The sequence below is a fragment of the Vibrio sp. Vb1337 genome (genome assembly GCF_033338715.1).
In the GTDB taxonomy this organism is placed as follows: Bacteria; Pseudomonadota; Gammaproteobacteria; order Enterobacterales; family Vibrionaceae; genus Vibrio; species Vibrio alginolyticus.
Map to the genome: position 1 here is coordinate 60,999 of NZ_JAWOTD010000024.1, position 10,864 is coordinate 71,862.

General features: G+C 43.1%; 11 protein-coding genes. 5 read left to right on the top strand and 6 right to left on the bottom strand.

All coding sequences use genetic code 11. The features are described from left to right. Positions 1-14 precede the first annotated feature (14 nt). Positions 15-197 (top strand): hypothetical protein, encoded by a 183-nt coding sequence (locus tag R7E42_RS20545; RefSeq protein WP_021035913.1) that lies wholly within the window; start codon positions 15-17, stop codon positions 195-197. Positions 198-711: 514 nt separating this feature from the next. Then, positions 712-1,770, top strand: coding sequence for a glycine zipper family protein (locus R7E42_RS20550; RefSeq protein ID WP_239939264.1), 1,059 nt, complete (start codon positions 712-714; stop codon positions 1,768-1,770). Positions 1,771-2,290: 520 nt separating this feature from the next. Here R7E42_RS20550 and R7E42_RS20555 read toward each other — a convergent pair. Together R7E42_RS20555 and R7E42_RS20560 are read right to left on the bottom strand one after the other, a co-directional pair. Next, positions 2,291-2,851: a sugar O-acetyltransferase gene (locus tag R7E42_RS20555; protein ID WP_053349374.1), complete on the bottom strand. Its 561-nt coding sequence runs from the start codon at positions 2,849-2,851 to the stop codon at positions 2,291-2,293. Between the two features lie 129 nt (positions 2,852-2,980). After that, entirely contained in the window at positions 2,981-3,379 is a 399-nt protein-coding gene (locus R7E42_RS20560; RefSeq protein ID WP_005374132.1) for an OsmC family protein, read from the bottom strand. A gap of 202 nt (positions 3,380-3,581) precedes the next feature. Here R7E42_RS20560 and msrB point away from each other — a divergent pair, with 202 nt between their 5' ends. Together msrB and R7E42_RS20570 are read left to right on the top strand one after the other, a co-directional pair. Then, positions 3,582-4,724: a peptide-methionine (R)-S-oxide reductase MsrB gene (gene msrB, locus R7E42_RS20565; RefSeq protein ID WP_167415760.1), complete on the top strand. Its 1,143-nt coding sequence runs from the start codon at positions 3,582-3,584 to the stop codon at positions 4,722-4,724. Positions 4,725-4,757: 33 nt separating this feature from the next. Then, positions 4,758-4,904, top strand: coding sequence for a DUF2256 domain-containing protein (locus R7E42_RS20570; RefSeq protein ID WP_005374142.1), 147 nt, complete (start codon positions 4,758-4,760; stop codon positions 4,902-4,904). A 61-nt stretch (positions 4,905-4,965) separates the two neighbouring features. Here the strand turns inward: R7E42_RS20570 and R7E42_RS20575 are convergent, their stop codons facing one another. The 3 genes from R7E42_RS20575 to R7E42_RS20585 are packed head-to-tail and all read right to left on the bottom strand — an operon-like array spanning position 4,966 to position 8,569. Then, complete coding sequence (locus tag R7E42_RS20575) at positions 4,966-5,673, bottom strand: SDR family oxidoreductase (protein WP_017819732.1); 708 nt, start codon at positions 5,671-5,673, stop codon at positions 4,966-4,968. Next, the gene (locus R7E42_RS20580) at positions 5,673-7,217 is read right to left on the bottom strand and encodes a cryptochrome/photolyase family protein (RefSeq protein WP_239938525.1); all 1,545 of its coding nucleotides are present in this window, start codon (positions 7,215-7,217) and stop codon (positions 5,673-5,675) included. Before R7E42_RS20580 ends, R7E42_RS20575 begins: the two co-directional genes overlap by 1 nt. Next, positions 7,217-8,569 (bottom strand): DASH family cryptochrome, encoded by a 1,353-nt coding sequence (locus tag R7E42_RS20585; protein ID WP_318072960.1) that lies wholly within the window; start codon positions 8,567-8,569, stop codon positions 7,217-7,219. The genes R7E42_RS20580 and R7E42_RS20585 overlap by 1 nt, the downstream gene beginning before the upstream one ends. 349 nt (positions 8,570-8,918) lie before the next feature. Between R7E42_RS20585 and R7E42_RS20590 the strand changes: the two genes are divergently transcribed. Continuing rightward, positions 8,919-9,932 carry a GGDEF domain-containing protein gene (locus R7E42_RS20590; RefSeq protein ID WP_005374150.1) on the top strand — a complete coding sequence of 338 codons (1,014 nt, stop codon included), beginning with the start codon at positions 8,919-8,921 and terminating at the stop codon, positions 9,930-9,932. 90 nt (positions 9,933-10,022) lie between these two features. On the opposite strand, the gene R7E42_RS20595 is transcribed toward R7E42_RS20590, so the two are convergent. Continuing rightward, positions 10,023-10,601, bottom strand: coding sequence for a malate synthase (locus R7E42_RS20595; protein WP_005374156.1), 579 nt, complete (start codon positions 10,599-10,601; stop codon positions 10,023-10,025). Between the last annotated feature and the right edge of the window lie 263 nt (positions 10,602-10,864).

A 10,864-nucleotide genomic window follows, 5' to 3' on the forward strand; every position in this document is an offset into this window, starting at 1 on the left:
CGGAGCGTGAAGCTATGAAAGTACTGATTCAATACACCCAAGCAGGGAAATATCGAGATCAAGCGTGGGAGTCTTTAACTCTTCGATCTAAAGGTGATATGCAGGCCGTTACCCCTTCTTATGCTGCCCAACTTATCGAACAAAGCAAAGCGACACTTGTGATGACAGAGGAGCAACAAATCGTTATTCATCCATAACCGACTATTAGCCTTGTTTAACCAACCTTTGTTAGTTGTGCAAGGCTTACATCTCGCCATTACACGTTATCCATTTTATACACGACCAACTATATTTGGAGGTTGGCCTTAAGCATTTTTCCGAACATTGATGTTTGTTCGTTTAATCATTCAACCTAGCTCAGGTGAAAAGCGAAAGTTACCCGATGTATCCCAAGAGGTGCCTAGGTGGTACCGTCTATTATCCTTCATATTAATATGGGTAATTATCATAAACTCTACAATGTTAGCACTTGTATTTTTTATCGCAGGTTTTTTATCACTAGCAAATCATGTATGACCTTCACTTATCCAACCAAGTTTAATATCACACTTTAAATGTAAAAAATCACATTAACAATTTCATGCAAATAATAAATACATCAGCTAATTTGTAACTTTTTAAAATGAAAGTCTAGAATGCAAAAAATAAACCTTTTTAAATATAGTTTTTTGTTAGTATCTGCACAAACAAATTATTAGCTAAAGGTGCTCTGTGTCGGGATTATTTGAGTATAAAATAAAAACTCATGATAACTTATCATCAATTATATTAAACATGTATGGTGCTCCATATGGTAGCAAGGACTATCAGATGGTACTGACTCATATAATGACATTAAACAAGCATATTTCAGATCCTAACCGCATTAGAGCAGGCGATATCATTTGGTTATCAGCTCTACCCAAATCAAGCTCTCAACTTAAAACTCAAAGTAACAATGCGTTACCTCCTAAAAGTATCGCGAAGCTAGGGATCTACCCAGCGTCTAAACCTCAAATGCCCAGCTCTCCTCCCCATAAAGTTTTGCCTCCCAATCTTCTCAGCTACAATCAACCTCCAAAATCAATCTCAAATCAAGTTCCACCGCAACATGCTGACATGTTTTGGGCGTTGGCATGGCTAGAAAACAACGCCAATATGATTACTATTCCAGGAGGTACCTTGATGGGTGCTACAGGGAACTTGATGAGTAAAGGAAATATTAAGCTCATTGAGAACATCAACGACCTTTACGCAAACTATAAAAACGGAGTAATAAGTAAAGGACAATATGATGGTAGACGTAAAAAACATTTAGACCTACTAAAGAAAAATGTTGGCCCTATGGAAAAGCTGTTATTTGGCAACAAAACGACTCACCAGTCTATTCGCATAGCTCGAAGTGGAGGGTTACCTGCGAATGCTCATATAGTTAAACAAGCCGAAAAACTGAATAAAATAGCTCAAGCATCTAAAGTGGGCGGACATGTTTTAGTCGGTGTTGGTCTGACGGCTTCCTGCATTCAGATTGCGAATACACAAGACCAACATGAGAAGAATGAAATTTTTGTTGAGTCAATAACTAGCACAGCTGTAGGAATGGGTACCAGCGCGTTAGTCGGTCTATTTTTAGTATCAAACCCTATTGGCTGGGGGACTGCCATTGTACTCGCTGCCGGTACTACCGCTATTGGGTACGCCTCCGGTAAAGCAGCTGTGCTTACATACAACAACTTAGGCTCTCAGCCTGACTTAGTTTCAAAGACAAATTTGGGTGCCATATGCAATTAGTTTGGAATATTATTGGATACTTAATGTTTTCTGGAATATTGATTATTTTTCTCCAGACATTATTTATAGGTATCATGCATATTTTAATGCCAAAAAAAGTTGTCAATAGTTACTTTACAGAACCTTATTTTAACACTTTCGAACTAGCTCTATTTACGGGATGGCCTTACGCATTTTTCCGAACATTGATGTTTGTTCGTTTAATCGTCCAACCTAGCTCAGGTAAAAAACGAAAGTTACCCGATATCTCCAAAGAAGTGCCTAGATGGTACCGCTCACTATCAATTCTATTAATAGGAATAATTATTATAAACTCCTCTATGCTGATAGTCGTATTCTCTTCAGCTGGAATACTCGCATTAGTAGATAGTTTAAACCCTTAATACCTTATTGTTTTTCAAGTTCAAGTTGAAACTTTGAAGTTGAATAATGTAGAAATAGCTTATTTGGGCTTAATGTAACTCGAATAAGCTATATTCTTCTCGAAAGCTATATAATTGTCACAACGACGCTTGCTCTCTTACAATAATTCTTCTTCGTTGAGACGACGAATCAACTTAGCTGGCGTGCCTCCGTATAGACAATCTGGCGGCACATCATGGTTGACTACCGAGTTCGCTGCAATCACCGAGCGAGCGCCAACTGTTACACCTTGGTTAATAACGGAGTTACCGCCAATCCACACATCATCTTCAATCGTGATGGGTTTACAAAACGTTTCCCAACGTCGGCGACTGCGGTAATCAACAGAATGAGAAGCGGTATAAAATTGCACGCTCGGTCCAATGAGCACGTGGTTCCCGATGGTAATTTTGGCACCATCGAGCATGACCACGTTCATGTTGATAAAGGTTTCTTCACCTATTTCGATGGTCTTACCAAATTCACAATGAAAAGGGGACTGGACAATACAACGGCCTACCTTGCCAAATAGCTGCTTTTGCAATTCGTCGCGCTGACTTTCGTCGGTGTTATTATTAAGTGCTCTAAGTGCTTGAAGAGCATGGCTTCTAATGGCGTCAATTTCTTTGTCCATGCCATCAAAGACCTGGCCAGACATCATTTTTTCTAGTTCTGTCACTGGAAGACTCCTACAACCTGCAATTACTGCTTTCAGATTCTTCACAAGGTACGTGAATTGCGAAATAAAAAAAGAGAAAAGCCCGGACTTTTCTCTTTCCTGTTTTTATATTTTGTGGAGTCTGTCGGCTTACACAATTTCCCAGCTGTGGGTCATCTCAACACCTTCACCTAGCATTAAGCAAACCGAGCAGTATTTTTCTAGCGAGTCAGCCGCCACTTTTGCTACGACTTCTGGGTCAAGCTCGTCACCTGACACTTCAAAGTGGATATTCACTTGCGTAAAGATACGCGGTGCGGTTTCACGACGCTCTGTGGTTAGCTTGGCATTAACTGACGAAACCTTTTGGCCTGCTGTTTTCAAACCATCAACAACATCGACAGAGCTACAGCCACCAGCAGCCATTAGTACCATTTCCATTGGGCTTGGTGCGGTTGCACCACCATTGCCATCCATCACTACGGAGTGGCCCGACTGAGATTGCCCAAGGAATTTAAAATCTTCTATCCATTTAACTTCAGCTTGCATGATTTACCTCATTTAGCATCGCTTATTCAAGGCATCGTTGCCCTTACTAGCGGTGTGTTTCTTGTCGATACTTTAGCTCTATCGCATAAAAGGGCAACGGAATTTTCAACATCACTGTAATTTTTTCGCTCGGTTACCTTTCTCTATACGTAACACTTTTTATTTAAGTAACACTTTCTACAAAAATAACGATGAGGTAGCTATGAAGAATATGTCTAAGTTATTGGCCGGTTTCTCCTTCGCACTTCCAGTCTTGTTTCTACTATTGAGTAAAACAGGTACCGCCGATACGATGGATAAGCTGAAGGCTTCAGAGAATACAAGAATCGCAACGCTAGCTGGCGGTTGTTTCTGGTGTACAGAATCGGATTTAGAGCAACTGCCCGGCGTAATCGATGTTGTATCAGGTTATTCAGGTGGTCATATTGAAAACCCGACTTACCGCCAAGTCTCTTCTGGTAAATCTGGTCATATTGAAGTGATTGAGGTGAAGTACGATCCTGCTGTCGTGAACTACGAGCAAGTGCTGGACTACTTCTTCCGTCATATCGACCCTACCGACGATAAAGGTTCATTTGTTGACCGTGGTCCTCAATACCGTCCGGCGATCTTCTATCATAATGCGGAGCAAAAGCAGATTGCTAAGCAGTTTATGATGGAAATCGACAAGGCGATGATCTATCCAAAACCGTTGAAAACAGAGCTGATCGAGTTTGAAAAGTTTTACCCTGCGGAGTCGTATCATCAGGATTACTACAAGAAGAGTAGCCTGAAGTACAAATACTACCGCTACGCATCAGGTCGCGATAAATATCTCGACGAAGTATTTGGTGAAGATCGAAAAGAAAGCCCTAAAACACTTCGACAGTTGATTGAAGAAAAAAAGCTGCTTTCGAAAGTGAAAGTGTACAGTAAGCCTGCTCAGTCTGAAATCAAATCAAACTTAACAGAGCTACAGTATTACGTGACGCAAGAAGAAGGCACGGAGCGTCCGTTTGATAATGAATACTGGGACAACAAAGAAGCGGGAATTTATGTGGATATTGTGACCGGTGAACCGCTATTTTCTTCTACTGATAAATACAAATCTGGCACAGGTTGGCCAAGCTTTACTCGACCAATTAACCCGGGTTACATCGTGGAGAAAACCGATTATAAACTACTCTACCCTAGAACGGAGATCCGCAGTAAGTTTGGTGATTCACACCTAGGTCATGTGTTTAAAGATGGTCCGAAGCCGACGGGATTACGCTATTGCATGAACTCTGCTGCGATGAAATTTGTACCTGTGAACAAGATGGCGAGTTTAGGCTACGGCGATTACCTGTACCTATTTGATAAGTAGTTTTAACCAAATTAGGAGTGAACATTCAGCGCGATGAAAGGTTTTAAATCCAACCTTCCCATGAAAGTCTGTCCGGTCTGTCAGCGCCCATTTTCTTGGAGAAAGAAGTGGGCGCGAAATTGGGAGGAAATCGTTTATTGTTCTGAGCGTTGCCGAAGAAATAAATCAACGAAAACGTAGGTCACTCCGACCCTATCTGGAGTATGTTATTTCATTTGTATTAACGTTTGTACGCGTTCTCTTACCAAGGTAATAACGTCCCATCATAAGCCCAAAACGCCCCGCTATCTTGCGGGGTTGCTTTTTCTATCAAGCCTAATAAATCCTTAGCAACTCGCTCTGGCGTGAACAACTTTCCCTCTGGGACATTGGTTTGAAAAGGTGCCGACAAAGCGGTATCTGTGGTGCCAGGGTGAAGTGAAAGCACCGTGCCATGTTTGACCACTCTTTGCCATTCGATCGACATGGTTTTTAGGAACATGTTTAATGCGGCTTTCGATGCTCGATAGCTGTACCAACCACCTAACTGATTATCGCTAATGCTGCCAACTTTGGCCGAAATGGTCGCAAACTTGGGTGCAGTACTGCGCTTTAGCTTGGGCGTGAAGTATTTCGCCAACAGCAAACTTGGCAAAGTATTAACCGTGATGGTTTGCTGAAAGAAGTCTGCGTCGAGCGAGCTAAGATTCTTCTCAGGACCTTTCTCTTGGGTGTGCAACATACCAACACAGTTCACCAACCAATCGACGTGTTCAATCTGCTCACTGAACGCTTTTACCTGCTCGTCTTGCGATACATCCACTTGATGCCAAACGACATTTGGGTGTTGCCAATCTGGTTGCTGCTTACGATAAGTGGCATGCACGCGAGCTTGAGGAAACCGAGCTGCGGCTTCTCTCACCATCGCCAAACCAATTCCACCATTGCCACCGACGATGAGTATTTCCATCACAAGTTCTCCACGTTTTCTATGTAGTGCTCTGCGGTATCAAGAATCGCTTGGCGTTGTTGTTCTTCCATGTTGTCCCAAGAGCGGAAAATCATCCCGATTCGTGGATTGGCTGCGAGGCGCTTGTCGTGTTTGTTCATAAAGCGCCAATAAAGGCTGTTAAACGGACACGATCCTTCCCCACTCCTCGCCTTATTGTCGTAATGGCAACCCTTACAGTAGTCGCTCATTTTGTTGATGTAAGAACCACTCGCCGCGTAAGGTTTGGTGCCAACAATGCCGCCATCCGCAAACAATGCCATGCCACGTGTGTTCGGCATTTCGACCCATTCAATCGCATCAACATAGATACCGAGATACCACTCATCCACTTGATCTGGGTCGATCTCGGTTAGCAAGCAAAAGTTACCAGTGACCATCAAACGTTGGATGTGGTGTGCGTAGGCATAATCGAGGGACTGCTCAATCGCATTGCGCATACAGGCCATTTTGGTTTCGCCACTCCAAAAGAAGTTTGGCAGCTTTCTTTCTGCGCCCAGCTCGTTCTTTTTCGGGTAATGAGGCATGTTCGCCCAATAGACGCCTCGAATGTACTCTCGCCATCCTAAGATTTGGCGAATAAACCCTTCGACTTGAGAAATGTCGATGTCTGCGTTGGAATGAAATGCCTTGAGTGAAGCATCAATGACTTCTCTCGGGTGCAGCAATTTGCTGTTAAGCGAGAATGAAATTCGGCTGTGATACAAGCTCCACTTAGCATCGTGCTGGCCTGTCATGGCATCTTGAAAACGTCCAAATAACGGCAGACAGACTTGGCAGAAATGCGCGAGTAAAGAGAGGCTTTGCGCGCGATTAATCGGCCACAACAAGTCCCCTTCGAGATTTCCGATGGTTTTGATGTCATGTCGTGCCAGCCGCTCAATAATGCCGTGGATGTCAGTACTGAACATCAAAGGTTGTGGCAGTTGTTCAATGTCTTTGGCTTTGAGCTTGTTACGATTATTGGCATCGTAATTCCATTTTCCGCCGACGGGCTTTCCGTCTTGCATCAAGATGTCGAAGCGCTTGCGCATACGGCGGTAAAAGTGCTCCATCATGATGTGTTTACCTTGAGGAAACTGCGATTCTATTTCCTCAAACGGCAACAAAAAATGTTCCGAGTCGACACAACGCGTCACGACCCCATCAAGCTTTAGTTTGGCTAACTGCTCCAGAAGACGGTATTCATCCGGGCGTTGATATTCAAACTTACTTGCACCAACTTCACTCGCGTAGTGTTGCAAGACTTGCTCAAGATCGTCGAAGGATTGTGTGTCATCCAATGTGAGATGCAAAACTTGATGACCCTCGCTCTGACGCTCTTTCGCAAACTGTTCCATTGCAGAAAAGAACGCACACACTTTCTGAATGTGATGCGTGACGTAAGTATTCTCTTGCTTGAGCTCCGCAATCAGGTAAAGCACTTGCTCATCCGGTTGCTGAAACCAAGAGTGCTCACTGTTGAGTTGATCGCCCAAGATCAATCGTACGGTTTCAAATTGCATTACGGCTTCTCCGATGACGAAGCTTTGTCACTGCTGCCCATCACAATCGGCCAATCGACCATGTCTACACTATCCAAATGCGCGCCAGGACAACGACCTTGCCACCTATCGATGAACTCCATGTGCGGATCGTACATTTCGGTTTGCTTTTCGAGGTTGAATTGTCGTGAACCACGCGGATCAGCACCAACGCCCGCTAGGTATTGCCAATTTCCCCAGTTTGATGCCACATCGTAATCAACCAGTTGTGACTCAAAGTACGCCGCGCCATAACGCCAATCGAGGCCAAGTTCATGCACCAAACAACTGGCGACTAACTGTCTGCCACGATTCGACATATAACCAGTTTCATTAAGTTGGTGCATACACGCATTGACGATAGGAAATGGCGTTTCACCTTTCTTCCATTGTTGGAAACGGTGCGCGTAAAAGCTGGTGAGTGGTGCTTGATTTTGGATGCCACCGAATCGGAAGAGCTGTCGCTTGTGTCGACGGGCATACCAATAAAAGTATTCACGCCAAAGCAGTTCGAAGTAAATCCAGTAGGTTGAATCATTTGCACCATTCTCCGCTTCATAACGTTTCAACATGGCATAAATAGTTTTCGGAGAAACGCACCCATGAGCTAGCCAAGGAGAGAACTTGGTGGAGTAATCCATGCCATCTAAACCATTGCGTGTTTGTTTGTATTCACTGGCTAGTGTGGAAGCAAAATACTGGCGACAATGTTCAAGCCCGCGGCTTTCTCCACCATGAAACGCAGCTTTTGTGTCAATGTAATATGCAGTAACGGAAGGAAGATTCACACCTAAAGGAATTGGAGGTAACGAACGGATACTCTCGTGGGGCCGAGAGATGTCTAAACCTTCAACTTGCTTTCTAAACTGCGTGAAAGTCGTAGGCAGATTGCTCAAGTCAAATGGCAGTTGTTCTTCCCTTAACAGGGTCCGGATTGCTTGCTGTTTAATTTTTACATGAGACGCGCCTTCAACTGCACGATCTAACGCTTGTTGCTCATCCGAACCGGGAAAGGCGTCAGCATATATATGTGTGACGCCGAAGCGATTAACAGCATACTTGATTGCTTGATCGGGCGTTAGTTCAACCGCCCATAATCGCTGACCAAGGTGATTCAAAGATTGATTGAGTTCACTAAGCGATAAGTCGAGAAACTGCAATTTCGCACGCCCGAAAGAGGCTTCCTGCGCAAAGTGATGCAAGTAAGGCGTCATTGAAGGGTAGCAATACAAGCAAATTAACTCGTCCATTTCTACACTGGCGCTTTTCAACAGTGGGTTGTCGTGCAATCGCAAGTCGTTCGTGAACCAATAAAGTCCTATTTTCTTTTTCAATTCGCACCCTCAGATGTTAATTCTTCGTCTACGAGTTCTTTTCACGGAGACCCTGACGTTAAGCCTTTTGATTTACTTGCATTTATACGAAAACGAGAGTTTGACGATCATTAGGTTACTAACGTTTACACGGAATCCATTTGCTGGATATCTCAAAACACGCAATACCACCAAATGCCTGTACATGTTTCATACTGATATTTTATAAAATTCGAATCCAACGGTATTGATCACGATCTTAATCACTCATTTTCTATATAAACCATGCAAAAGTGATAAAAATTAAAGCGACATTAGTTAATATCCGTTAATCTAAGCCCAATCCCATTTTGCTAGTACCATCGCAGAAATGACCGACGAGTTTAAGAAATCAACCGCTAATTTAAAAAAAGCGGTCCCACTGATGATCAAAAACCATGTTGCTGCCACGCCAGCCAACTACGCGCTTTGGTATACCTACGTTGACAAGACCATTCCAGAACTCAACTTTGAGTTAGACACGGTGTTAGAAAACTACGGTATTTGCCCGCCAGCAACCAATAAACAGCTTTACAACAACTATGTGGCCAGCAAAGCAGAAACCAGCCTTGAAGATCTTAGAACCAATGTAGAAGTTCTGCTACATGAAGTATCCAGTTCAATGAGCGATACGATTTCAGATACTTCCTCCTTTTCTGAGATGGTAGACAAAAGCTTTAATAAACTGGAAAAAGTTGAGGACAATAGCCTAAGCATTGAAGAAGTGATGGTAGTGATTCGTCAACTGGTCGCAGAGTCACACGAAATTCGTCACTCAACAAAGTTTTTGAATAGCCAATTGACTAACGCGAGTGAAGAAATTTCTCGCCTCAAAAACCAACTGGCTGAAGTACAGCAAGATGCGTTGTTCGATGGTTTGTCAAACCTATACAACCGCCGAGCATTTGACAAAGATCTCTCTTCACTTATTGCATCAAATCAGGCAATGACCTTGATCATGCTTGATATCGATCATTTCAAATCATTTAACGACAATTACGGGCACCTTTTTGGCGATACAGTGTTAAAAGCCATTGCCCGCCGGCTACAACAAAGCTGTCGAGATGGAATATGTGCGTACCGTTTTGGTGGTGAAGAATTCGCGTTAATTGTACCTAACAAATCTCTGCGAATTGCTCGCCAATATGCAGACACACTACGCCGGATGATAGAAAAACTGCGTATCAGAGATAAGCGCTCAGGCACACAAGTTCACAGCATTACCGCTTCTTTTGGGGTAGCAGAATTTGAGCCGGGTGATACGCCTGAAGCCTTAATCAATAAAGCCGATAAACAGCTTTATGAGGCAAAACAACTCGGTCGTAACCGCGTGATGCCAATTTAAATAAACTGGCTAAGCGAAAACGACTTTTATGATGAAAAAGAAAACCCCGCGCTGTAAAGTGCGGGGTTTTTGTATCCAATCATGAGTATCTTAATCGACGCTGTAACAGTAACTTAGAATGTAGTCGTCACCATTTTTTGCGGTATATTCTTTATCTTCACTGCATGCCATCGGCTTACCTTTTTTGTCGCCTTTGATTAGACTTATCCAATGGCGCATCGCGGTTGGTGCATTGCCAGTTAGTTCAGGATGAAACGTCGTGCGAGTTTCTAATTGAATATCGTCAATGTCCACTAATTCCACGCAACCAGTGCCTTTGTGACAGCCAAACAGCACTTCTACATGATTGCCCGAATCATCTTTAAACAAAATCGACTTTGGATCTTCCTTTTCACCAGTGTACGCCACAAAATGTTTCGGGCTTTTCAGGCCGCTATGCGTACCGTCTTTGAAGTAAGCCAATACATGGCGGTAATCAATTACGTAACTTGATACGTCTTGGTGCGACCCGTTCTCCAATGGGAACATGCGGTCAAGCAGTTGCTTCGCTTTTACTTGTTTCTCACTCTGCTGCTCAGCACTTACCGCTTCGACGGCAAATACGGCTTCAGCGATAAATGGGCGTTGTTGTTGTTGCATCTCTTTTTTATCGAAGTTCAGCATATTCATCGTCATATCCTCGCACTTAAAAACTCGTCCTAGAGTAAAAACTTAAATCCTTTATTTAAGTTTCAGGCAATTCTGTGAAGTGGATGGTTAATTTCCTTGCCTGCTCATTATGTAGACTAGCGAAATATTGACTACAATTTCACAACAAAAATTTTACAATGTGAATTTTACAAAATGTCTGTGTCAAAAAGCCTTATTCGTCAGTCTCATTTTCTTGGTACGAAAATTCGTAATCTAAGAAAAAACAACCATTTAACGATGGA